Genomic DNA, 22,415 nt, shown 5'->3' with positions numbered 1-22,415 from the left:
TCAGGCTCAAAAAATATTGTGAAATTTGACAGTTAAGGCTTGATATGATAAGATTTAGGTATCTATAAACTAGAAAAAGTTTTTGAGGAAATTATGGCAATTGAAAAGACAGTCAGCGAGTTAGCCGAGATTCTTGGAGTTAGCCGCCAGGCGATTAACAATCGTGTCAAGGCACTGCCGCCAGAAGATACGGAAAAGAATGAAAAAGGAGTCACAGTGGTGACTCGTAGCGGCTTGATTAAGCTGGAAGAGATTTATAAGAAAACTATTTTTGAAGATGAACCTGTTAGCGAAGATGTGAAGCAACGCGAGCTGATGGAAATCTTGGTGGACGAAAAAAATGCTGAGATTGTGCGTCTCTATGAGCAGCTTAAGGCCAAGGACAGCCAGTTGGCTAAGAAAGATGAGCAGTTGCGCATCAAGGATGTCCAGATTGCTGAAAAGGACAAGCAGCTGGATCAGCAGCAGCAGCTAACAGCTAAGGCTATGAATGAGCGTGAGACCTTGCTGTTGGAGTTGGATGAAGCCAAGGAAAAGGTGCAGGAGCAGGAAAGCAAGGGCTTCTGGGCACGTTTATTTGGAAAATAAAAATAAGGTTGGGACATCTGTCTCAACCTTGTTTTAAATAAGAATCGCTTTTTAGCAAGTTTTGTATTATTCACAACATAAAGGAAGAAAATGAAATCACAAAGACTGGGACTTTTACGTCTCTATCGTAATCTTGATAAAATTCTGTTGCTCTTTTTCACAGTCTTTATGCTCATGGAGCTGGCCTGGGTGCCTTTCAACTCCTTTGCAGCAGAGACTCTGCTCAAGCAGACAGGCTACCTCTTCTTATCTTATACGAATGCCCTGAAGGTTCTGACTTCAAATGTCTGGGTTGGCTTAGCCTTTCTAGCGCTTTTTGCGGCCAATCTCTTTGTCGCTTATTTTCAGATTGGACTGATATTTATGGGGCTCCGCAATCTTCTGGACGAGGAAGAACGAAGCGCCTTTCAGTTCATTAAGAAAAGTTTCAAAGACAGCGGCTCGCTAATTCGCTACGCCCGGCCCAGTAAGATCCTCTTTATTGCACTGTATATGGGCTTTATCTTTCCCTTTCTGAGGCAAATTCTCAAAATCTACTATTTGAATAAAATTTTGATTCCAGAATTTATCGTGACCTATCTCAAGACAGCCTTATGGATGAAATTATCAATCTATGCTTTAGGTTTTCTGCTTTTTTTGATAGCTGTCCGTCTGATGTTTGCCCTGCCCAAGCTCTTTTTTGAGCATTTCCGCCTACGAGACGCGATTAGGTATAGTTTGGAGAAGACCAAGGGGCACTTGATTCGCTATACTTGGCAGCTCTTTTGGATACTGGCCAAGAGCTTTCTCTTCTTTCTTTTAAGCAGCATTCCGATTTTAGTGTTGCAGCAGTATGCGGATGGCCAGTCCAATCAGATAGCCTTGACAGCAGCGGTTGTCAATTACTGCCTCATAAAGCTGGCTTATTACTTCATGGTAGCCTATTTTCTGATTAAGTTCGTGGCTTTTCTGACAGACAGCAAGCTGTCTGAGTACCGATACAGGAAAGGCCTGCCACTCATGCGCTGGTTTATCCTTTTGGTCACTAGCTCTGTCTTTGCCCTTGAAGGCTTTGCCTATCTCAATCTACCCTTGGAAAACGTCCCTCTGACTATCTCGCATCGTGGAGTTTCACAGGGAAATGGTGTCCAGAATACAGTTGAGTCGCTAGAGAAAACTGCCCTGCTCAAGCCGGATTATATCGAAATGGATGTTCAGGAGACCAAGGATGGCCAGTTTGTCATGATGCACGATGCCAATCTAAAAGCCTTGGCCGGCGTCGATTCCAGACCGCAAGAGCTGACTCTGCAAGAGCTGACGGCTTTAGATATTTCAGAAAATGGACACACTGCCAAAATTTCCAGCTTTGATGCTTATCTCAAACGAGCCAATCAGATGGGGCAGCGACTCTTGATAGAAATCAAGACCAGCAGCTTGGACTCAGATGATATGATGGACCGTTTCCTGAGCCAATATGGAGCCAATATCAAGGTTTATGGCCATCAGATTCAGTCTTTGGACTATCAGGTTATTGACAAGACAGTCCAGTATGATGAGAGCATACCGACCTTCTTTATCCTGCCCTACAATACTATTTTCCCACGGACACAGGCTTCCGGCTATACGATGGAGTATTCGACCCTCGATGAAAACTTTGTTGATAAGCTATGGATGACGGATAAGCAGCTTTATGACTGGACCATTAATGATGCAGACAGTATCGGTAAATCCTTCCGCTTGGGCGTTGATGGCATGATTACCGACGATTTGGAGCTGGTGCAGAGCTCTATCAAGGAGCTGCAAAACAAACCTGACTATGCCCTGCTTTTGATGAGTAAGGCAGCGGATTTGCTTAATTTTGTGTAGTGGACTGGTGAGGGAACGACTATAAATCAAAAAAGACTGAGATTCTTCAGTCTTTTTTGCTGGTTCGAGTATTGCTTGACTTATGTTTAGTCAAGTTGGAAGGTTATTTATCTTGCTTAAAATGGCAATTTGCCTGCGAAAGCGCCCATTTTCTTCTGAGTAGCATCATCAATCTGAGCCAGCGCGTGATTGAGGGCCTGCGCAGTCATCTCTGACAGAGTTTCCAAATCTTCAGGATCCACAACTGCTGGATTGAAGTCAATGCTGACTACCTTTTTATCGCCAGTCAGTTTAGCAACGACTAAGTCTTGAGCTGATTTGCCGGTAAATTCTGTTGCAGCTAGTTCTGCCTGTCCTTTTTCCATTTGTTTTTGAAGCTTTTGTGCTTGCTTCATCATGCTTTGCATGTTCATCATAAGATTTTCTTTCCTTTCTCTCACAAGGGCTAAGCCCTTGGTAATCTTCACTCTTCAAATTATATCATTTTTTGGAAAAGTGGCAAGAAGAAGATTTCTAAGAGGTTTGACAAAAATTTAGCCTTTATAGTAGAATGGTCATGAATCTATATACCAAGGAGAAGACAACTTGAAAAACAAGAAGATAAAAGCTTTGCTGTTGGTAGTGCTCTCATCCCTTTTTATCCTAATTGGCTGCAGTGGCAGTCCCAAAATTCAGGGAAAATGGAATGTACAGGATGCTAGCGGTGAACAAAAGACCATTGAAATAAAAGACAAGACCATTATTGTCAACGAAGAAGAGTATGAGTATACTCAAAATGCAGTTGGTTTTAAGAATGGAGTGAGTTATTACGGCCTGACTCGGAAAGATAATGGCGGAACATTTTCTATCATCTTTCCTGAGAAAGATAAAAACATTGCTATTATGCTAATTCCTGACTCAGACGATGACTATCTCACAGGCAGTATGCTCTTTGCTATGAACCGCAAGGAAAAGCCAGATTATAAAAAATATGCAGAGGAATATCTCAATCTACAATAAAAGAAAAGCCCTTAGAAACTTCTGTTCTTAGGACTTTGTCTTCAATCTGAAGCGCTGAATTTCAGCGTCTTTTTCTTTTATTAATGTGATGTCATTGTTGGCAAATCCAAACTAGATTGCTCCAAATCTACCGTCAGCTCATAGTCAGTCTTATCACGAACGGTATGCTCAAAGTCTGTAGTGTAGAGGACGAGGCGCAGTTGGTCGCCTTTTTTCATCTTATAGATGGTTGGTTGCAGTTCAAAGGAAAATTCTAGCCATTGGTCAGGAGTGACTTCTTCGACAGTCAGTAGATTTGTCCGGTTTTGCAGGTTGATGAAGCCTTTGGTGATGACGCGATGAGGCGTTTCAGTATGGGGGAGTTCAACCAGATTGTCCAGCATATAGTAGCGGCCGTTGTCCATGACTCTAAGCTCAATAGGCGTAGGAATCGGTGTGAGGCGTTTAGCTGGTCCGAAGTCCAGCAATTGAGCAGAAATCAATCCCTTATCGGTGCTGGATTTGAGGTGAAGAGTGAGCTGGCTCGCTCCGTTGAGAAAGAGGTCCTTTTCCAAGGTCCAGTCCAGAGTAATCTGGTTGACCTTACCGTCAAAGAGCTCAGTCTTGAAGCTTTGGTAATTTTTAGCAAAACGATTATAGTCTTCTTCTGGATATTGATTTTGGATAGATTGGCAGTCTTGGCCTAGTTGGAGCTGAAGTTTCTGCTCTTGTCCGCCGAAGTCTTCCAAGGTCAGCCAACTTTGAGCTTGACTGTTATCCTGCCAAATGATTGCTGGCAGTTCGAAGTCTGATTCACATCCCAGCAGTTTTTTGCTCAGCAGAGCATTGATAGACTCACGGAAGTCAATGGACTGCCAGTTGTTCATGTAAACATGGGCACCGTTATGGAAGAAGAGATGCTTTTTTATGCGGGATGGTAAGGCTCGAAACATATTATAGACATGGAGAGGCTTAACGTTCCAGTCTTGAGAGCCATGGGTGAAGACGACTTCGGCCTTGACCTTATCTGCATGGAGCAAGTAGTTGCGATCATGCCAAAATTGACTGTAATCTCCGGTTTTCCGATCTAGGTCTTTGCGCTGTTGCTCTAAGCTTTGTTGATAAGCGTCGTTGTTGCGCAGGTAGTCACCAGCCCTCAGGTTGCGGGAGTAGGTCAGTTCGGTCAGGGATTCAAAATCCTCTCCTGGATAGCCGCCAGGACTTGTGACAAGGCCGTTTTCGCGGTAGTAGTTGTACCAAGAAGAAATCCCAGCTTCGGCGATGATGACCTCCAGTCCATCTACGCCAGTCGTTGCCAGACCGTTGGACATGGTGCCCAGATAGGAGATACCGGTCGTAGCCACTTTTCCGTTGGACCAAGTGGCCTTGATTTCCCGTTGGCGAGTGTGGTCGGTGAAGGCTCGGCAGCGGCCGTTGAGCCAATCAATAACGTTCTTATAGGCTTCGATCTGCTGATAGTCGCCGCTGGTCATCAGTCCTTCAGAGTCTTTAGTTCCCACGCCAGACACATAGAGATTGGCAAAGCCGCGGGACAGCAAGTAGTCATTGAGTGTGTAGGTGCCGATATGGCCTAATTTTTCCTCGGCTTCAGAGACTTCTTGGACAGGAGCTGGCGAATCCAGCTGGAGCAATTTGAGCTTAGGATCTTCTACTGTGATTTGATGAGGCTCTTTTTTTACTAAGTCCACATTCATATCATGGAGAGCCTTGTCGCTTGCGGGGTCATTGGTTCCTTGATGATAAGGAGAAGCAGTCATGACGGCCGGAATTTTCCCTTGGTAACGAGGACGGATAATGCTGACCTTGATGAGGTCCGGACGACCATCTTGATCAGTATCCACGCGTGATTCTACGTAAACCACCTCTCGGATGGCGTCGTGGCTGGAAAAGGTTGCCAGACTCTTGCCGTTGAAGTAGTGGTGGGTATTGTCCTCAGGAATTAACCCCTCGCTGACTAGCTTATCAACTAAGAGGTTACCATTTTTTGTCCGAGTGTTGAGCAGCTGGTAGAGATTTTCTAACAAGTCTCCAAATGTAATGGGAAAGCCCGTTTCTTTGCGAAAGGCCTCAACATCTGTAAAATCAATAAAGGGCGAGAACTCAAGCAGCTGAAAGGCCACAGTATAAAAGACAGACGCCGTCAGTTCTCTGTCAGACTGGAAAAAGCTCAGCAGGTCTGTTTGGCTGTCAGCAGCCCAGGATTTCAATGGATGATCTGTATTTTTATAAGTGAAAAAGCTGGTGCGGAGAAAATCTTCAAGATTTTCCTTATCAGAGCGATTGCTGTCATAAAAAAAGCCTAGTTCAGCTAATTCTGTCAACATATTTTCCCTTTTCGTTCTTGCATAACTATACTGATTAAAACGCATATTCTTCCCTCTTTTTCTTATTTTTATTAAAAATGACCTTTACATTATCCATTATACTTGATAAAATAGACTTTGTCTAAAAAATATTTAAGGAGTATCACTAAATGGATTTCGAATGGGTCGTTAAATACGCCACAGAATTTTTAGGAACAGCTATCCTCATTGTCTTGGGGAACGGAGCTGTTGCCAACGTTGAATTAAAAGGAACTAAGGGACATCAGAGCGGTTGGTTGGTCATCGCTGTCGGATACGGTATGGGGGTTATGATTCCAGCTTTGATGTTTGGTAATGTGTCCGGTAACCATATCAACCCTGCCTTTACTTTGGGACTTGCTGTCAGCGGGTATTTCCCTTGGGCACAGGTTGCGCCATACATTGCAGCACAGATTTTGGGAGCTATCTTCGGACAGGCCTTGGTCGTTGCGACCCACCGTCCTTACTATCTGAAAACAGAAAATCCTAACAATATCTTAGGTACTTTCTCTACTATCTCTAGCCTAGATCATGGCACACCTGAATCACGTAAAGCTGCCTTGTTCAATGGTTTTATCAATGAATTTGTTGGTTCTTTTGTTCTTTTCTTTGCTGCTCTAGGCTTGACTAAGAACTTCTTTGGGGCAGAAGCGTTACAATATTTGAAACCATTTATTGAGCAATCTGGTCAGCAGTTGACTGATGCAGCAGTGAAAGCACAAGTGGCTCCGCATACTGCTGCTGGTCTTTCAGTCGCTCACTTGGCACTTGGTTTCTTAGTAATGGCTTTGGTAACCTCTCTGGGAGGCCCTACTGGACCTGGGCTGAACCCAGCTCGTGACCTTGGACCTCGTATCCTCCACTTCATCCTGCCAGAATCTGTTTTGGGCAAACACAAGGGTGATTCAAAATGGTGGTATTCTTGGGTTCCAGTTGTGGCACCGATTCTTGCAGGTATCACAGCAGTCCTCTTGTTTAAAACAATCTACGGATAAGCACATAAGATCAGAGTTGGGGGATTTCCTCAACTCTTTTTTCGAACGAAAGAGAAGGTAAAGATGGAGATGCAAGTATCAAAATATCATAAGATCAGTGGCCGCAGAACCTTACTCTTTGGTTTTTTAGCCCTTGTTTTTGGCCTGATTATCATTGTCAATGGCTTCAGATTTACCCAGCTGGCCTTCGATTTTATTTCGCTTTATCTGACAGTTGTTGGCTTGGTAAATATTGTTCTTCATGTTTTTACGCGCAAGAAAGAAGGGGCTGTCTGGCATAGTCTGCTTCAGATTGCAGTCGCTATGGGTATCAGCTGGCTTAACCGAATCAGTGATGTGCCTGTCAATATTGTGATTATCAGTTTGGGTAGCTACCAGATTTTGACGGCCGGTATTTACGGAGTGACCTATCTGCTTTATCGGCAAAATCATGTCAAGGGCGGCTTGCGCTATCTATTTGATACCGTTCTCTATGGTGGGATTGGACTGACCAGTATTCTTTCGCCTGCGACTGACGGACACTTGCAGTTTTTGATTTTGGGAATCTATTTGATGATGCTGGGAATGTCCAATATCCGGGATGGCCTCTTTTTCGACAATGACCGTGAAAAACATCGGCTGCGTAGGCAAATTCGTATTAACCTACCTATTATTTTTGCAGCCTTTATTCCGGTAGAAAATCTGGAACGCTTTAATCGACTGATTCAGGGAGATGCAGCTTCTGATCGTAAAAATGTTTATAGTCTTGTTAAGAATAGAGAAAAAAAGGCGGACTTGGAGGTCTTGGTCCATACTTCAAAGACAAGTTTATTAGGGGGCATTGGTCATGTAGATATTTGTTATCAGGGACAAGTGATTTCTTATGGCAGCTATGATGTTTTTTCTGAGCGATGCAAGGGCATGATTGGAGACGGTGTTCTCTTCAAGGTTCCTAAAGACGCCTATATTGAGCTTTGCAAAAAAGAAAGCAAGAAAACGCTCTTTGGTTATTCTCTGGCTTTGACAGATAAGGAGAAGGAAGCGGTTGAGAAGCGCCTGGCTGAAATTGATCAGCTGTTAGTAGAATGGGAGCCGCCAGCAGAACTGAAAAATGGCCAGCCAACATACTCCTACAAGTTGAAGCATGAACTAGGAGCGCAGCTGTATAAGTTTAAAACCAGTCGTTTCAAGACGTATTTTGTCCTGTCGACCAACTGTTGCCTGCTAGCAGATTCGATTATTGGGCAGACTGGGACAGATATTCTGGATATTCGTGGTATTATCGCGCCCGGTACCTAGCAGTCCTATCTGCAGTACGAGTTTGAGTCCGCTAGGGGTTTGGTCATTGCTCAGACCGTTTACCAATAAATCCAAGGTCTTCTTGTTTTAAAAATTGTTTATTTGCGCATAATTTCTTGTCAAAAAGATGAAAATCCATTACAATAAAATGGTTTGGAGGAATTATGAGCGCGAATCATATTATTAGAATTATCCCTGTATTAAAGATCAATAATCGTCATTTAAATCAAGAATTTTTTGTCAATCAGCTGGGCATGAAGGCCCTTTTAGAGGAAGCTGCTTTTCTGTCTTTAGGAGATCAGACTAAGACTGAGAAACTGCAGTTGGAAGAATCACCCAGTATGCGGTCGCGGCGAGTAAAAGGTCCTAAAAAATTAGCCAGAATCGTTGTCAAGGTTGCAGATGCTAAAGAAATCGAGTCTCTATTGGCCCAAAAGCCTGCTTGGACTAAGCTGTATCAAGGAGAGAAAGGCTATGCTTTTGAAGCTCTGTCACCAGAGGGTGACCTAGTTCTCCTGCATGCTGAAGATAATAGAGCAAATCTGCAAGAGGTCACGGCGGCGCCTGAATTTGAAAAGCAAGAGGACTTCATCGGCCTTAGCCAATTTGAGATAGAAACAGTAGAAATTCGTGTACCTAATGCCAATGAAGCTCAAGAATTTTATAGCAAGATTGAAAATGCGCTGGATTTCCTGACCTTTACAGAAGCAGAGGGACAAGACTTGCAGGCAGACAATGCCCTAACTTGGGACTTGACTATGCTCAAAGCTCAGGTCAATCGTTTAGAAACCGCTGCGCTGCGTCCTATCTTTGAAGGACACGAGGTTTTTGTACCCAAGTCAGATAAGTTCCTGTTGAGTCAGGATTCTAGCAAGATTGAATTGTGGTTTGAAGCATGACTCTAGAAAACATCATCAGTAAAATCAAAGAACAGCTAAAAGATGGTATCTATCCCGGTGCTAGTCTGGCCTTGTACCAAGCTGGCCGGTGGCAGGAATTCTACTTTGGTCTAGCTGATCCGCAAGAAGGAAAGGCTACTCAAGCGGGGTTGGTCTATGACTTGGCTAGCGTCAGCAAGGTGGTCGGAGTTGGTACTCTGGCAGCCTTTTTGTATGAGCAGGGCAAGCTGGAGCTGGATTTGCCCTTGCAGCACTATTATCCGGCCTTTCATCAAGAAGATGTGACCTTGCGTCAGCTCTTGACCCACACATCAGGACTGGATCCCTTTATTCCTAATCGTGATCAGCTGACAGCTCCCGAGTTGAAAGCAGCACTCAATCATTTGACAGTGCTTGAAGATAAGACCTTTCGCTATACGGATGTGAATTTTCTGCTCTTGGGCTTTATGTTGGAAGAAATCTACGGTCAGGCCTTGGATCAGATTTTTCAAAGTCAGATTTTCCAGCCTTGGAGTTTGGCTGAGACTAGTTTTGGACCAGTTCTAGGAGCTGTGCCGACCGTTCGCGGTGTCCAGGATGGTCAGGTTCATGATCCCAAGGCGCGTGTGCTGGGTGTCCATGCTGGCAGTGCTGGCTTATTTTCAACTATCAAGGATTTGGAAATATTTCTGGAACATTATCTGCAGGATGATTTTGCGGCCAATCTGACCCAGAATTTTTCCAAGGAGCCAGGCAAAAGACGCAGTCTAGCCTGGAATCTAGAGGGGCGCTGGCTGGATCACACTGGCTACACGGGAACCTTTATCATGTATAATCGCAAGGAGCAAAAGGCGGCTATTTTCCTGTCCAACCGGACCTATGAAAAAGACGAGCGGGCTCAATGGATCTTAGATCGTAACCAGCTGATGGACCTGATAAGAAGAGAACTTTAAAAGACTCCGGCTGCAAGCCCCGGAGTTTTATCGTGTCTGCCTATATAAATATCGGTCTCTAGCCCCAGTGATTTTCTCTTAATAAAAATCGCTTTTTTTGCCAAAGTATATTAAAATAAGATAGAGAGAATCTACAGACAAGAGAAGAATATGACAAAAGAAATTGGTGTCGGCAAGGCACATAGTAAAATTATTTTAATGGGAGAGCATTCGGTGGTCTACGGCTATCCGGCCATTTCCCTGCCCCTTAATCGTATTGAAGTGACCTGTCAGGTCTTTCCGTCTGAGCGGGCCTGGACCCTCTACGCCGAGGATACGCTGTCTATGGCTGTTTTTGCCTGTCTAGAACATCTCGGTCGGCAAGGGGCTAAGATTCGCTGTCAGGTGGAGTCCATGGTCCCTGAGAAGAGGGGAATGGGGTCTTCAGCCGCGGTTAGTATTGCAGCTATTCGGGCGGTCTTTGACTACTTTGAGGAAGAACTGGATGACCAAACACTGGAGATTCTAGCCAATCGGGCAGAGATGATTGCCCATATGAATCCCAGTGGCCTTGATGCCAAGACCTGCCTTAGCGATGTGGCTATCAAATTCATCCGCAATTTTGGTTTCAGTGAAATAGAGCTGGATCTGGATGCCTTTTTAGTGATTGCAGATACGGGCATTCACGGTCATACCCGCGAAGCTATTCGAGCTGTAGAAAGTCAGGGTCAAAAGGCTCTGCCCTTGCTTCAGGAATTGGGGAATTTAACAAAAATCCTTGAGAAAGCCATTTCTATCAAGGACCTGATGACAATGGGACAAGCTATGACCAAGGCTCATGAGAAGTTAGCCAAGCTAGGAGTGTCTTGCCAGAAAGCAGATGAGCTAGTAGCGGCAGCTCTTGAAAACGGAGCTTTGGGAGCTAAAATGAGCGGCGGTGGTCTGGGTGGCTGTGTCATTGCTCTTGTAGGAGAAAGAAATCAGGCGGAGGCCTTAGCCGCATTATTGAGAGAGAAAGGGGCCATTAACACATGGATCGAAAGCCTGTAAGTGTCAAATCCTATGCCAATATTGCAATTGTCAAATATTGGGGGAAGAAAGATGCAGAAAAGATGATTCCGTCTACCAGCAGTATCTCGCTGACACTGGAAAATATGTATACCGAGACGCAGCTGAGTCCTTTGCCGGATTCAGCGACTGGAGATGAGTTTTATATTGACGGTCAGCTGCAAAGCCCGGCAGAACATGCCAAAATCAGTAAGATTATTGACCGTTTCCGCTCTCCAGAAGATGGTTTTGTCCGCGTTGATACCAGCAATAATATGCCAACTGCAGCAGGGCTGTCTTCCAGCTCCAGCGGTCTATCAGCCCTAGTCAAGGCCTGCAATGCTTATTTTCAGACGGGCTATCAGACGCAAGAGCTGGCCCAGCTGGCTAAGTTTGCTTCAGGATCATCTGCTCGGTCTTTCTTTGGTCCGCTAGCGGCCTGGGATAAGGACAGTGGGGCCATTTATCCAGTCAAGACGGATTTGAAACTAGCCATGATTATGCTGGTTCTGCACGATGAGAAAAAGCCCATTTCCAGCCGTGACGGTATGGAGCTCTGTGCTAAAACTTCCACCATTTTCCCAGATTGGATTGACCAGTCTGCTTTGGATTATCAGGCTATGCTAGGCTATTTGCAGGACAATGATTTTGCTAAGGTAGGTCAGCTGACAGAAGAAAATGCTCTTCGAATGCATGCCACGACAGAAAAAGCTTATCCGCCGTTTTCTTATCTGACAGAGGAGTCTTACCAGGCTATGGATGCTGTCAGAAAGCTGCGGGACCAGGGCGAGCGTTGCTACTTTACCATGGACGCAGGGCCAAATGTCAAGGTCCTCTGCTTGGAGGAAGACCTAGACCATCTGGTTGCTATATTTGAGAAGGATTATCGGCTTATCGTCTCCAAAACAAAGGACTTGTCAGATGAAGACTAGTGCAAGAGTCCAAACATGCGGCAAGCTTTATCTGGCAGGTGAATATGCAGTGCTGACGGCCGGTCAGCCAGCCATTATCAAGGCCATTCCTATCTATATGACGGCGGAAATCCAGACAGCGCCTGACTATCACTTGACATCAGATATGTTTGAACACAGCTCTAACCTAGAGCCAGACCTTGATTATGTCTTGATTCAGGAGACGGTAGGGGCTATGAACACTTATCTGCTAGCCTTAGGCTACCAACTTCAGCCCTTTTCTCTAAAGATTAGTGGCAAAATGGAAAGGGACGGTAAGAAGTTCGGGATTGGCTCCAGCGGTAGTGTGGTTATTCTGACTCTCAAGGCCATGGCAGGACTTTATGAGCTGGACTTAGAGCCAGAGCTGCTCTTCAAACTGGCTTCCTACGTCCTCCTAAAGCGAGGGGACAATGGCTCTATGGGAGATCTAGCCTGCATTGCTTATGAAGACCTGATTTACTACCGATCTTTTGATAGAGAGCTGGTCCGCAAGTGTATGGACAAAGTTGATTTACAGCAATTACTAGCAGAGGATTGGGGTTTTGAAATTCGCAGTATTAAGCCTTGCTTAGCCATGGATTTTCTAGTTGGCTGGACCAAGCAGCCGGCGATTTCTAAGGACTTGGTCAATCAGGTCAAGTCAGCTATTTCAGACTCCTTTTTGACAGGAAGCAGGACGCAGGTTGATGCTTTGGAGAGAGCTTTATTAGTAGGAGAGAAGTTCGCTATTCAGTCCAGTTTGGAAAAGGCTAGTCAGCTCTTAGAAACACTCAGCCCAGCTATTTATACAGACAGGCTGAAAGTCTTAAAAGAAGCGGCAGAGGGACTGAACTGTGTGGCTAAGAGCAGTGGTGCCGGCGGTGGCGACTGTGGGATTGCTCTCAGCTTTGATGCCGCATCTAGCAACCAATTGATTCAAGCTTGGCAAGAAGCTGGCATTGAGTTATTATACAGAGAAAGGATGGACCATGATGAGCCAGAATCGTAAGGATGACCATATCAAATACGCTTTAGAGCAGAGTCTGGGTTACAACAGTTTTGATGAAATGGAACTGGTTCACCGTTCTTTGCCCAAGTACGATTTGGCAGAGATTGACCTATCTACTCACTTTGCTGGTCGTGATTGGGCGTTTCCTTTTTACATCAATGCCATGACTGGCGGCAGCAAAAAAGGCGGTCAAGTCAATGAAAAGCTGGCTCAAGTAGCTGAAAGTTGCGGCCTTCTTTTTGTAACTGGCTCTTACAGCGCAGCCTTGAAAAATCCTTCTGATTCTTCCTATCGGGTGGCGACTGGTCGGCCTAATTTATTGCTGGCTACCAATATCGGCTTGGACAAGCCTTTTCAAGCCGCCCAGCAGGCAGTAGCTGATTTGCATCCCCTCTTTTTGCAGGTCCATGTCAATCTCATGCAGGAATTGCTGATGCCAGAGGGCGAGCGGGAATTTCGCTCTTGGCGCCAGCACTTGACTGATTATGGTCAGTGGCTGGATCTTCCTCTAATTCTTAAAGAAGTTGGCTTTGGCATGGATCGCTCTACTGTCGAAGAAGCGCGCTCCTTGGGGATTCAGACTTTTGATATTTCCGGCCGGGGTGGCACTAGCTTTGCCTATATTGAGAATCAGCGTGGTGGCAATCGTGATTACCTTAATGATTGGGGGCAATCTACTCTGCAGAGCCTGCTAGCTCTTCAGCCACTTTGCGATGAGGTCGAACTCTTGGCTAGTGGAGGTGTCCGTCATCCTTTGGATATGATCAAAGCCCTTGTCTTAGGAGCCAAGTCGGTTGGCCTTTCTCGCGCCATATTGGACTTGGTGGAAAATCACTCAGTGGAAGAGGTTATTGATATTGTAGAAGGCTGGAAATCGGATTTGCGCCTCATCATGTGTGCCCTGTCCTGCCGAAACTTGCAAGAATTAAAGAGTGTACCTTATCTACTCTACGGTCGGCTAAAAGAAGCTCATGAACAGATTCAATAAATAGCATAAAGTCATACAAAAAAGGCCATCAATGGCCTTTTTACTTGTCCTGTTTTCGTAAGTCAGCTAGGATTTCTTGAGCAGTAGCGAGGTTGAAAGTCTTCTTGGCTGTTAAGCGATTGGCTACAGCAGCAATTTCTTCGCCTTGGGCTCCAGCTTGTAATGCTAAAGATTTGGCTTGCAATTTCATGTGTCCGGCTTGGATGCCAGTACTGACCAGGGCTTTGAGGGCAGCGAAGTTTTGTGCCAATCCGACCGATACGATGAGGGAAGCCAAGTCCTTGGCCTGAGGCTGCCCTAGCAAGTCAAAGCTGGCTGCCACTGCGGGATTGAGGCCGATGGAGCCTCCCTTAGTTGCAATGGGCATGGGCAGTGTCATCTGACCATGAAGCTGTCGGTTGTCTGAATCCGCATTCCAAGTAGAGAGTCCGCTGTAGCTTCCTTCTCGGCTGGCATAGGCATGAGCGCCAGCTTCTATAGCCCTCCAGTCATTTCCAGTAGCCAGCACCAAAGCATCAATACCATTAAAGATACCTTTATTGTGGGTAGCTGCTCGGTAAGGGTCGACCTTTGCTAATTTACTGGCTAGTTGCATTTTATTCGCAAGAAGTTCCGCCTCGGCCTTATCCCGACTGAGAAAACGATAGTCGATGACACAGCGAGCTGTTACTAGGCTATCTGTTGCATAGTTTGATAGGATAGCCATCAGACTTTTACCGCCAGTCAGCTCTTCCAGAGAAAGGGTGAGGGCCTCCAGCATGGTGTTGAGCATATTGGCACCCATGGCTTCCTGTGTATCCACAGAAAGATAAAAAATGAGGAAGTCATCCTTTGGCTCCAGCCAGAGATCTCTAGCACCTCCACCACGAGCAACAATCGATGGATAGGCTTGGTTGGCCTGTTCCAGCAACTCTTTCTTTTTCCTGAGAACATCTTTGATGGCTTGGTCTGCCTTATCAACCTGATAGAGGGCAATTTGCCCAATCATCTGGCGTTTGTGAACCTCGGTTTCAAATCCGCCTGAACGTTTGATAATTTTAGCCGCAAAGCTAGCCGCTGCTACCACAGATGGCTCTTCTGTCACAAATGGAACTTGATAGCTTTTGCCATCCACCAGAAAGTCTGGCACCAGAGAGTAGGGCAGGGCTAGAGTGGCCAGCACATTTTCACTCATCTGGTTGGCCGTTTCCAGAGGCAAAGTCTGCTGACTGTCTAGCAGCTGCCAATGTTCATCTTGTAAAAGTCCCTTTTCTTTCAGCATCTGCAGCCGTTCAGCAGGAGTTTTTTTGGAAAATCCAGTCCAGTTTACTTTCATGATGATTTCTCAACTTTGATGTACTTGCGCTGGTGCTCTGCAATTTCTGCCAGAGCAAAGCTTTGGTTTTCATAGTCAGAGAAGCGGGCATTGCCTTCCGCATCCAGCTCAGCTTCTTCGAAAAAGATGCGCTCGTAGTCTGCGATGGAAAGAGCTTGACGCTGGTTTAATTCCTCTAGGCGTGTTTGAGATAGATGCTTTTCATAGCCCTCTACCAAATTGGCACTGAAGATTTCAGAGACAGCCCCGCTGCCATAGCCGAAAAGAGCAATCCGATCGCCGGCCTTGAGGTTGTCAGAGTTTTCTAAAAGAGACAGGAGGCCTAGGAAGAGGGAGCCTGTATAGATATTTCCAACTTTTTGGCTGTAGAGAATAGAGGCTTCAAAGTTCTTTCTGAGCTGGTCTTGCTGCTCTTGGGGCAGGCTTTTATCCATGATTTTATTGAGGCCTTTAAGGGCCAATTTTGGATAGGGCAAGTGGAAGCAGTAGGCCGCAAAATCTTTGAGAGCTAGCTTGTGGCGCTTCTGGTACTCCATCCAAGTTGTCTTTAAGCTATCCAGATACTGCTGGGTTGAATAGAGACCGTTGACATAAGGGGTTGTCGAGTAATTTGGGCGCCAAAAATCCATGACATCACGTGTCTGAGCTACATTGTCATCATTGAAAGCGAGGATACGGGGATTGCTGCTAATCAGCATAGAAATAGCACCTGCTCCCTGCGTTGGCTCGCCAGGTGTATGAATGCCATACTTGGCAATGTCGCTAGCTAACACCAAAACTTTGCTGTCTGGATGTTTTTCGATATGGAGCTTGGCATAGTCCAGTGCAGCAGTAGCTCCATAGCAGGCTTCCTTAATTTCAAAGCTGCGGGCAAAAGGCTGGATACCCAAAAGGCCATGGACAAAAACGGCTGCCGCTTTGCTTTGGTCAATCCCTGACTCAGTAGCCACGATGACCATATCAATCTTTTCTTTGTCTTCTGTTGTCAGGATGGGCTCTGCTGCCGCCGCACCCAAGGTAACAATATCCTCAGTCAGAGGAGCAATGCTAAGTTCCTTGAGTAAGAGCCCCTTGCTAAGCTTGTCTGGGTCAGTCCCACGGGCTGCAGCTAAATCATTTAATTTTAAAACATAATTACTGGTCGCAAAACCGATTTTGTCGATTCCGATTGTCATTATAAGACCTCTTTAAATCCTTTTATTCTAGTATATTCCGAAAACTATTTTACCATACTTAGGAATAAAACTCTTACAAAAAACATCTAATCTCAGCTAAATCAGGCTTAAGATGTATTTTCCAAAATAAAAACAGCAGATGGCTCTACTGTTTATTTGCTGTGAGTTTGGTTTGGCGCTTTTTTAAATAGTGATAGAGCTTGAGTACGACAGTGCCACTGGCCATGCCAATCGAGATGACCAAGGCTAGAATGACCACCAGAGTGGCGTGAATCATGGCCTGGCTATAGTCACCAGTGACAAAGAAGGCAGTCGTCCGATAGGAAATGTAGCCTGGGACCAAGGGGGCTAGAATAGCCAAAATAAAAACAACAGCGGGCGTTTTGTAGATGATGCTGAGAATTTGGCTGACGCAGGAACCAATGATAGCAGCCACAAAGGTTGCTATAATGACATTGGTCGGTCCTTTGAGCAGGAGATAGAGTAGCCAAATAGCCATGCCCAGCACTCCGCCGGGAATCAGCATACTACGCTGGACGTTTAGAACGATTAAAAAGGTAATGATGGCCAGCAGGCTGGCAACGGCTTGCAGTAAGAAAGTCAAGATTGTCATAGGCTTATTTCATAATAAGGAGGGCGACAGAAGTACCTGCACCAAGAGCAAGGGTAATGAGGAGCGATTCAAAGAGCTTGCTCATCCCAGAGTTGATATGGTTGGTCATGATGTCACGCACAGAGTTGGTCAGAGCAATGCCGGGCACAAAAGGCATGACAGAACCTGCAATAATTAAATCATCTGTGGAGTTAAAACCGGAATAACGTGTCCAGATATGAGCCAGCAGTCCGAAGACAAAGGCTCCAGCAAAAGCAGTCACAAAAGGAATGCGGATATACTTGTCCACATACAAAGAGAAGGCAAAGCCAAAGAAGGTAGCAATGGCCGCGCCTAAAGCATCGTAGAAGTTTCCGCCAAACATGATGGAGAAGAAGGGAGCGCTGAGCGTTGCGGCAGCGATCAGCTGCTTCTTGTTATAGGGCAGCTCCTTCACTTTGAGACGATTCAGCTCATCAAAAGCTTCCTGAAGACTGATTTCTCCTGTTACCAACTGACGGGAGACCTGATTCACGTCACAGACCTTCTCGATATTGTAGTTTGTCTTGAGATTACGCTTCATCCGTGAGACATTTGTATTTTCAATCGAAAAGAAAATAGCCACTGGCATTGCTAAGGCATTGCAATCGATGATCCCTTGCGAATGAGCGATACGAATCATGGTGTCTTCCACCCGATAAGTCTCGGATCCGCTCTGTAGCAGCAGTGTCCCAGCCAGCATGATGACATCTACCGCCAGATTGAAATCTTTAGCTTCTTCCCTGATACCTTTCTCTGTCATTTCCCCAGTCCTTTTCCTAGTATAGCAATAGAACCATTATACCATAAAGCCTCTGAAAAATATCATCAAGTTGGCAGTCACTCGAAGTCTGAAATACAAAAAAGAAGATTGGAGATTTCCAATCTTCTTTCAAATGGTTTGTAAGTCCTTAGTCGTTTATTAGCTCAAAGCATCGTCCATAGAGAGTACTTCGTGGAAGACACGTTGAGTCAATTCAGTCTTTTGCTCTGGAGTCAAGTACTTAGTATTTACACAGTAACCTGAGATACGAACGATAACATCTTCACCAGACATAATCTTGTCGTAAACATCCTTCAAGTCCATAACGTTCAAGTTAACGTGCTGACCACCGTTTTCGAAGTAGCCATCCAGGATAGTAACCAAGTTGTCTACTTGTTCGTCGTGTGTCTTACCAAGCGCACGAGGTGAAACTTGAGTTGTCAATGAGATACCGTCAGCTGCGTAACTGAAGTCCAAGCTAGCAAGTGAGTTAAGGTTTTGCAACCAGCCACCTTTTGCCTTGTTAGATGGGTTAGCACCTGGTGAGAAGAATTCCAATTTAGACAAGTTCACGCTACCATCTTCGTTGAGGTAAACTCCTTTGTGGACTGGTGAGTTACCAGTTTGTTTAGAGTAAGCAACGTTAGATGTGATAGTCAAGAGTGATACTGTTGCTTCAGCGTTCTTGTAAAGTTTGTGGCTGCGCAGACGAGTTGTGTAAGCTTCAACCAACCATTCAGCCAGTTCGTTTGAGCGAGGATCATCTTCACCCCAACGTGGGTATTCTCCGATTGTTTCATAGTCGTAGATATAGCCGTTTTCGTCGCGGATTGGCTTAACAGTAGCGTACTTGATAGCAGACAAGGTATCAACAGTGTTGGCAAATCCACAGATACCGAATCCCATGTTAGCGCGTTGGTAAGTTGGCAAGAAGGCCATTTGAACAGCTTCGTAGTTGTACTTGTCAGTCATGTAGTGGATGATGTTCAAGGCATCTACGTAAGTGTCAGTCAACCAGTCGAGTGATTTTTCAAAGTTCGCTTTAACTGATTCGAATTCAAGAACTTCGTCACGGATAGGCTCGATGTCAAATACCTTGTAGTCTTTATGAACGTCGTCGTAACCGCCATTGAGACCTGTCAGAAGGGCTTTCAGCACGTTTACACGAGCACCAAAGTATTGGATATTGTGGCGTTGTTCTTCATTTTCAGGGTCAAGTGGAGACACACAGCAAGAGATACAGCTCATTTCACCGTAACCATCTTTAGCCATAGTTGTCACACCTTCATATTGGATAGAAGAGTGCTTGTGGCTCATGTGCATACAGTAGCGACGGAATGAGTATGGAAGTTTGTCAGTCCAGAGAACGGTCAAGTTTGGCTCTGGAGAGTTACCAATGTTGTCAAGTGTGTTAAGGAAACGGTAGTCCATCTTTGTAACACGGTGACGGCCGTCGTTTCCCATACCTGCCATAGAAGTAGTGATGAAGGTTGGGTCACCAGAGTAAAGTTGGTCGTAAGCTTTCGTACGAGCAAACTTCACTGTACGAAGTTTCATAACGAAATCATCAACAAATTCTTGGATTTCTGATTCAGTGTAAGTACCGCGAGCCAAGTCACGTTCTGCGTAGATGTCAAGAACGATAGGCACACGTCCGAGAGAAGTAGCAGCACCGTTGATGACACGGCAGACAGCCATGAAGGCGATGTTAGTCCATTGGATAGCTTCTTTAACGTCGAAAGCAGGACGGCGAACGTCAACTCCGTAAAGGTCACCAAGTTTTACAACTTCACCAAGTGCTTGGTATTGCAGGTTGATTTCTTCGCGCAGACGGATTGTTTCTTCGTCAATATCAGTCAAACCATTCCAGTCGCGAACTTTTTCAGCCATGAGGTAGTCAGCTCCATAAAGAGCAAGACGTGCGTAAACCCCGATGATACGTCCGCGTGAGTAAGCATCTGGAAGACCAGTTACAGTGTGGGCGTGACGAGCACGGCGGATGTTAGAAGTGTAAGCACGGAAGATACCGTCATTTACTGTAGTAACATATTTAGTAAAGATTTCATGAACAGCAGGGTCTGGTTCGTATCCATTTTCTTTCAAAGTAGTTTCAGCCATGCGGATACCGCCTTTTGGCATGAAGTTCAATTTGAAGAGTTCGTCGTTTTGGATACCGTAAATCAGTTCGTTGTCCTTGTCAATGTAACCAGCGTCAATATCAGCGATAGATGCTGGACGAGTGTCCATTGGGAAACGAGTTTCTTCGTAGTGAGCTTTTGTTTCTTCTACGATTTTCTTGATGTGGAGTGAGCGCTCAGTAGGACCTGCCAAGAAACTTTCATCTCCATCATAAGGTGTGTAGTTAGCTTGAACGAAGCGAGAAACACTTGCTTTCTCTTTCCAGTCTTCACCTTTGAAGCCTTCCCAAGCTTTGTCAAAAATATCTTGAGCTTCAACAACTGTTTTTACAACCATTTGATTTTCCTCTTTATTCTAGCAACATAAACTGTTACATTTATAAGTAAAGTATATCATACGGTAATCGGTTTCACAAACCATTTTCGGCAGAAAGAAAGACTTTCTTTTATAATACAGAAAGTAAAAAGTCGCGGATGTGTACTATAGATTTGAAAAACATAACTCTTTTCAAATATTTTGGAAAAATGGGTAAAAAAGTTATAATAAAAGTAATTAAAATGTCATACAAAAATTACTGACGAAGAATCTTACGTTTAAAATACTTTTTACAAGAACGAAAAACTGTTTCAGATTTATTTGAGCAAAAAAGGGCCGACTTTGTGAAAGCCTGTAAGCTGAGATTGATTGTAGGAGAAAGGAGGAGGGCATGCTGATTTTTCCACTGATTAACGATACATCTCGGAAGATTATCCACATTGATATGGACGCTTTTTTCGCTTCGGTGGAAGAGAGGGATAATCCTAAGTTAAAGGGGCATCCGGTCATTATCGGCAGCGACCCACGCTTGACTGGCGGTCGTGGTGTCGTCTCCACCTGCAATTATGAGGCCAGAAAGTTCGGAGTTCATTCGGCTATGAGCTCCAAGGAAGCCTATGAGCGTTGTCCTCAGGGGATTTTTATCTCGGGGAATTACGAAAAATATCAGGCGGTCGGATTGCAGATCCGAGAAATTTTCAAACGTTATACGGACTTGATTGAGCCAATGAGCATCGACGAGGCTTATCTGGATGTAACGGAAAACAAGCTTGGGATTAAATCCGCAGTCAAAATAGCCAAGCTGATTCAGCACGATATCTGGAATGAACTCCATCTGACGGCTTCAGCGGGCGTTTCTTATAATAAGTTTCTAGCCAAGATTGCCAGTGACTATGAGAAGCCTCATGGTCTGACTGTTATTTTACCCGAAGAGGCTGAGGCCTTTCTGGCGCCTATGGATATTGCCAAGTTTCATGGAGTTGGTAAGAAGAGTGTTGAAAAACTGCATGAAATGGGAGTTTATACTGGTGCAGATCTGCTCAAGATACCGGAAATGACTTTAATTGATAAGTTTGGTCGCTTTGGTTTTGATCTCTATCGTAAAGCGCGTGGCATCAGTAATAGTCCAGTCAAATCCAATCGTATTCGTAAGTCGATCGGGAAGGAGCGGACCTATGCCAAACTACTCTATAGTGAGGAGGATATCAAGAAAGAGCTGACCCTGCTGGCACAGAAGGTAGAAAATAGCCTGACTAAGCATGATAAGAAAGGACGAACCATCGTTCTGAAAATTCGTTATGCCGATTTCTCCACCTTGACTAAAAGGAAAAGTTTGAATCTAGCCACTCAAGACAAGGAGCAAATCGAGCGAACGGCTCATGAGATTTACGATAGCTTGGAAGAGCAACCACGAGGTATCCGGTTGCTAGGACTGACAGTGACGGGGTTTGAATAAAGATAAAGGCTTGGTTCATTACCAGGCTTTTTTAGATATAGTTTTTAGAATGAGAGAGTTGCTTGTGACGAGTTTCTAAGTTGGCTGATAATTTTCATTAACTAAAAATAATCTTTTTTGAAAAAATACTGGACAAAGTTTTCTGTGTCTGTTATACTGAGTTTATAAAATAAAAAACCGTCTGGTCGGTTTTTAAAAAGAAAGGAACAGAAATGAAGAAATCTGTAGTAGAAAAAACAAGCGAGCACATCCTCAAGTTCAATCAGGAGCTAGATCGGCAGCGGGAAGGTCAGAAAGAGTTTTTGCAGCAGCAGGCAGAAAAACGTAAGGTGTGGCTAGAAAAGATAACACAGGGTGAGAATGGCATACGCTATTCTAAGTGGGGAGTCAAAGCTGGATATGCTGTCCTTGCTGGTGGCTTGCTGACTTCTGTCTTTAGCCCTTGGCGAGGACTGGGTATTATGGCAGTAGGGGGTCTGAGCCTTGCCTCCAATCTCTGGCATATCCGGCGATCGCAAAATCAAGAAAGGAGCAAGTAGCAGAGAAATGGCCTGTCTTAAGCATCAGAGTCAGGACAACTTAGAAACTAAAAGCAGCAGGCAGTATCTAGACGATGCTGACGTATATTTTAGCACCAATTAGTCCATCTTTGCTTTTTAGTTTAGGCAAGGACTAAAAGACTACGTTTTCTATTTGGCGCAGGTCTTTATTTTTTATAATAAAACAAACCGAATGGTCGGATTTTAAAAATCTGCTTTTCAAAACAGGCAATCATCTGAAAGACTGAA

At 44.8% G+C, this 22,415-nt stretch carries 19 protein-coding genes and 1 pseudogene; 13 read left to right on the top strand and 7 right to left on the bottom strand.

Annotated elements, in window-relative coordinates:
* Positions 1-93 precede the first annotated feature (93 nt).
* Positions 94-588, top strand: coding sequence for a DUF536 domain-containing protein (locus J1C86_RS10100; RefSeq protein WP_002896624.1), 495 nt, complete (start codon positions 94-96; stop codon positions 586-588).
* 90 nt (positions 589-678) lie between these two features.
* Positions 679-2,433 carry a glycerophosphoryl diester phosphodiesterase membrane domain-containing protein gene (locus J1C86_RS10095; protein WP_125406172.1) on the top strand — a complete coding sequence of 585 codons (1,755 nt, stop codon included), beginning with the start codon at positions 679-681 and terminating at the stop codon, positions 2,431-2,433.
* A gap of 116 nt (positions 2,434-2,549) precedes the next feature.
* On the opposite strand, the gene J1C86_RS10090 is transcribed toward J1C86_RS10095, so the two are convergent.
* Complete coding sequence (locus tag J1C86_RS10090) at positions 2,550-2,849, bottom strand: YbaB/EbfC family nucleoid-associated protein (protein ID WP_002919734.1); 300 nt, start codon at positions 2,847-2,849, stop codon at positions 2,550-2,552.
* A 169-nt stretch (positions 2,850-3,018) separates the two neighbouring features.
* Here J1C86_RS10090 and J1C86_RS10085 point away from each other — a divergent pair, with 169 nt between their 5' ends.
* The gene (locus tag J1C86_RS10085; RefSeq protein WP_185755745.1) at positions 3,019-3,432 is read left to right on the top strand and encodes a glycosyltransferase; all 414 of its coding nucleotides are present in this window, start codon (positions 3,019-3,021) and stop codon (positions 3,430-3,432) included.
* An 80-nt stretch (positions 3,433-3,512) separates the two neighbouring features.
* Here the strand turns inward: J1C86_RS10085 and J1C86_RS10080 are convergent, their stop codons facing one another.
* Positions 3,513-5,801 carry a Xaa-Pro dipeptidyl-peptidase gene (locus tag J1C86_RS10080; protein ID WP_125408763.1) on the bottom strand — a complete coding sequence of 763 codons (2,289 nt, stop codon included), beginning with the start codon at positions 5,799-5,801 and terminating at the stop codon, positions 3,513-3,515.
* Between the two features lie 104 nt (positions 5,802-5,905).
* Between J1C86_RS10080 and gla the strand changes: the two genes are divergently transcribed.
* The 8 genes and pseudogenes from gla to fni all read left to right on the top strand — a co-directional run bounded on the left by gla (position 5,906) and on the right by fni (position 13,833).
* A complete protein-coding gene (gla, locus tag J1C86_RS10075; protein ID WP_002914417.1) occupies positions 5,906-6,769 on the top strand; it encodes an aquaglyceroporin Gla in 864 nt (287 codons plus the stop codon).
* A gap of 63 nt (positions 6,770-6,832) precedes the next feature.
* A pseudogene (locus J1C86_RS10070) lies at positions 6,833-8,116 on the top strand (DUF308 domain-containing protein).
* Positions 8,117-8,211: 95 nt separating this feature from the next.
* Complete coding sequence (locus J1C86_RS10065) at positions 8,212-8,946, top strand: CppA N-terminal domain-containing protein (protein WP_125408764.1); 735 nt, start codon at positions 8,212-8,214, stop codon at positions 8,944-8,946.
* Entirely contained in the window at positions 8,943-9,878 is a 936-nt protein-coding gene (locus J1C86_RS10060; RefSeq protein ID WP_125408765.1) for a serine hydrolase domain-containing protein, read from the top strand. Before J1C86_RS10065 ends, J1C86_RS10060 begins: the two co-directional genes overlap by 4 nt.
* Positions 9,879-10,028: 150 nt before the next feature.
* On the top strand, positions 10,029-10,907 hold the full coding sequence (gene mvk, locus J1C86_RS10055) for a mevalonate kinase (protein ID WP_125382087.1): 879 nt from the start codon (positions 10,029-10,031) through the stop codon (positions 10,905-10,907).
* Positions 10,889-11,836, top strand: coding sequence for a diphosphomevalonate decarboxylase (gene mvaD, locus J1C86_RS10050; RefSeq protein WP_125408766.1), 948 nt, complete (start codon positions 10,889-10,891; stop codon positions 11,834-11,836). The genes mvk and mvaD overlap by 19 nt, the downstream gene beginning before the upstream one ends.
* Entirely contained in the window at positions 11,826-12,845 is a 1,020-nt protein-coding gene (locus J1C86_RS10045) for a phosphomevalonate kinase (protein WP_125408767.1), read from the top strand. The genes mvaD and J1C86_RS10045 overlap by 11 nt, the downstream gene beginning before the upstream one ends.
* Complete coding sequence (gene fni / locus J1C86_RS10040) at positions 12,826-13,833, top strand: type 2 isopentenyl-diphosphate Delta-isomerase (RefSeq protein WP_125408781.1); 1,008 nt, start codon at positions 12,826-12,828, stop codon at positions 13,831-13,833. Before J1C86_RS10045 ends, fni begins: the two co-directional genes overlap by 20 nt.
* 40 nt (positions 13,834-13,873) lie before the next feature.
* Here the strand turns inward: fni and J1C86_RS10035 are convergent, their stop codons facing one another.
* From J1C86_RS10035 to pflB, 5 genes are all read right to left on the bottom strand, one after another.
* A complete protein-coding gene (locus J1C86_RS10035) occupies positions 13,874-15,148 on the bottom strand; it encodes a hydroxymethylglutaryl-CoA reductase, degradative (RefSeq protein ID WP_125408768.1) in 1,275 nt (424 codons plus the stop codon).
* Positions 15,145-16,323 (bottom strand): hydroxymethylglutaryl-CoA synthase, encoded by a 1,179-nt coding sequence (locus J1C86_RS10030; RefSeq protein WP_125408769.1) that lies wholly within the window; start codon positions 16,321-16,323, stop codon positions 15,145-15,147. The genes J1C86_RS10035 and J1C86_RS10030 overlap by 4 nt, the downstream gene beginning before the upstream one ends.
* A gap of 145 nt (positions 16,324-16,468) precedes the next feature.
* Positions 16,469-16,936 (bottom strand): threonine/serine exporter family protein, encoded by a 468-nt coding sequence (locus J1C86_RS10025; RefSeq protein WP_002903393.1) that lies wholly within the window; start codon positions 16,934-16,936, stop codon positions 16,469-16,471.
* Positions 16,937-16,940: 4 nt separating this feature from the next.
* Positions 16,941-17,717: a threonine/serine exporter family protein gene (locus tag J1C86_RS10020; protein ID WP_125408770.1), complete on the bottom strand. Its 777-nt coding sequence runs from the start codon at positions 17,715-17,717 to the stop codon at positions 16,941-16,943.
* Positions 17,718-17,876: 159 nt separating this feature from the next.
* Positions 17,877-20,192 (bottom strand): formate C-acetyltransferase, encoded by a 2,316-nt coding sequence (gene pflB, locus J1C86_RS10015; RefSeq protein ID WP_002896602.1) that lies wholly within the window; start codon positions 20,190-20,192, stop codon positions 17,877-17,879.
* A 370-nt stretch (positions 20,193-20,562) separates the two neighbouring features.
* On the opposite strand from pflB, the gene dinB reads away from it, so the two are divergent.
* Together dinB and J1C86_RS10005 are read left to right on the top strand one after the other, a co-directional pair.
* Complete coding sequence (gene dinB, locus J1C86_RS10010; protein ID WP_125406144.1) at positions 20,563-21,627, top strand: DNA polymerase IV; 1,065 nt, start codon at positions 20,563-20,565, stop codon at positions 21,625-21,627.
* A gap of 212 nt (positions 21,628-21,839) precedes the next feature.
* Positions 21,840-22,166, top strand: coding sequence for a hypothetical protein (locus J1C86_RS10005; protein WP_125406141.1), 327 nt, complete (start codon positions 21,840-21,842; stop codon positions 22,164-22,166).
* Positions 22,167-22,415: the final 249 nt, after the last annotated feature.

Origin of the sequence: Streptococcus sanguinis (assembly GCF_050220005.1) — a bacterium.
Taxonomy (GTDB): Bacteria; Bacillota; Bacilli; order Lactobacillales; family Streptococcaceae; genus Streptococcus; species Streptococcus sanguinis_Z.
This window is presented reverse-complemented; position numbering and strand designations above follow the sequence as displayed.

Excerpts from the sequence above, each read along its gene's own strand:
- dinB (WP_125406144.1), top strand. The coding sequence starts at position 20,563 with ATGCTGATTTTTCCACTGATTAACGATACATCTCGGAAGATTATCCAC.
- J1C86_RS10045 (WP_125408767.1), top strand. The coding sequence starts at position 11,826 with ATGAAGACTAGTGCAAGAGTCCAAACATGCGGCAAGCTTTATCTGGCA.
- J1C86_RS10030 (WP_125408769.1), bottom strand. The coding sequence starts at position 16,323 with ATGACAATCGGAATCGACAAAATCGGTTTTGCGACCAGTAATTATGTT.
- J1C86_RS10065 (WP_125408764.1), top strand. The coding sequence starts at position 8,212 with ATGAGCGCGAATCATATTATTAGAATTATCCCTGTATTAAAGATCAAT.
- J1C86_RS10020 (WP_125408770.1), bottom strand. The coding sequence starts at position 17,717 with ATGACAGAGAAAGGTATCAGGGAAGAAGCTAAAGATTTCAATCTGGCG.
- J1C86_RS10005 (WP_125406141.1), top strand. The coding sequence starts at position 21,840 with ATGAAGAAATCTGTAGTAGAAAAAACAAGCGAGCACATCCTCAAGTTC.
- fni (WP_125408781.1), top strand. The coding sequence starts at position 12,826 with ATGATGAGCCAGAATCGTAAGGATGACCATATCAAATACGCTTTAGAG.
- J1C86_RS10060 (WP_125408765.1), top strand. The coding sequence starts at position 8,943 with ATGACTCTAGAAAACATCATCAGTAAAATCAAAGAACAGCTAAAAGAT.
- J1C86_RS10025 (WP_002903393.1), bottom strand. The coding sequence starts at position 16,936 with ATGACAATCTTGACTTTCTTACTGCAAGCCGTTGCCAGCCTGCTGGCC.
- mvaD (WP_125408766.1), top strand. The coding sequence starts at position 10,889 with ATGGATCGAAAGCCTGTAAGTGTCAAATCCTATGCCAATATTGCAATT.
- J1C86_RS10090 (WP_002919734.1), bottom strand. The coding sequence starts at position 2,849 with ATGATGAACATGCAAAGCATGATGAAGCAAGCACAAAAGCTTCAAAAA.
- J1C86_RS10035 (WP_125408768.1), bottom strand. The coding sequence starts at position 15,148 with ATGAAAGTAAACTGGACTGGATTTTCCAAAAAAACTCCTGCTGAACGG.
- J1C86_RS10080 (WP_125408763.1), bottom strand. The coding sequence starts at position 5,801 with ATGCGTTTTAATCAGTATAGTTATGCAAGAACGAAAAGGGAAAATATG.
- J1C86_RS10100 (WP_002896624.1), top strand. The coding sequence starts at position 94 with ATGGCAATTGAAAAGACAGTCAGCGAGTTAGCCGAGATTCTTGGAGTT.
- mvk (WP_125382087.1), top strand. The coding sequence starts at position 10,029 with ATGACAAAAGAAATTGGTGTCGGCAAGGCACATAGTAAAATTATTTTA.
- J1C86_RS10095 (WP_125406172.1), top strand. The coding sequence starts at position 679 with ATGAAATCACAAAGACTGGGACTTTTACGTCTCTATCGTAATCTTGAT.
- gla (WP_002914417.1), top strand. The coding sequence starts at position 5,906 with ATGGATTTCGAATGGGTCGTTAAATACGCCACAGAATTTTTAGGAACA.
- pflB (WP_002896602.1), bottom strand. The coding sequence starts at position 20,192 with ATGGTTGTAAAAACAGTTGTTGAAGCTCAAGATATTTTTGACAAAGCT.